The organism is Providencia rustigianii DSM 4541, assembly GCF_000156395.1.
In the GTDB taxonomy this organism is placed as follows: Bacteria; Pseudomonadota; Gammaproteobacteria; order Enterobacterales; family Enterobacteriaceae; genus Providencia; species Providencia rustigianii.
The window spans coordinates 1,749-2,110 of record NZ_GG703832.1 but is presented as its reverse complement, the minus strand read 5'-3'; the positions used below and the strand labels follow the sequence as shown (position 1 = coordinate 2,110).

Below are 362 nucleotides of genomic sequence, written 5' to 3'. Positions count from 1 at the left end.
TATTGCCGGTGTGCATCAATTTGGATTAACAGAACGAATTGGACGAGCACAAATTACCTATCCTTCACGTCAATTACTTGGGCTTACGCCGCAAGAAGTTACTCACATCGAAAACCAAATTATTGATTTTCTGACACGATAATTTGTGCCACTAATCAAACAAACCGCACTTACTGAACACTTGCGCCATTAATGGCAGGCTTAAGAAAATTAATTTCTTGAGGTTGCTATGCGTCGATACATTCCACTTTTACCGGTCTTCATTTTCATTGTTTTTTCTTCAATGGCATTTTTAGATGAAAATGCAACACTCAATGTGGGTCGTGATGTGGTCAACTTTCTTACTACTGTTTATGCGATCA

General features: G+C 38.4%; 1 protein-coding gene. It reads left to right on the top strand.

Annotation, left to right across the window (positions count from 1 at the left end):
* Window positions 1–10 precede the first annotated feature (10 nt).
* Window positions 11–142, top strand: a complete 132-nt coding sequence (locus PROVRUST_RS18740) for a phage virion morphogenesis family protein (protein WP_248696655.1) — start codon at window positions 11–13, stop codon at window positions 140–142.
* Window positions 143–362: the final 220 nt, after the last annotated feature.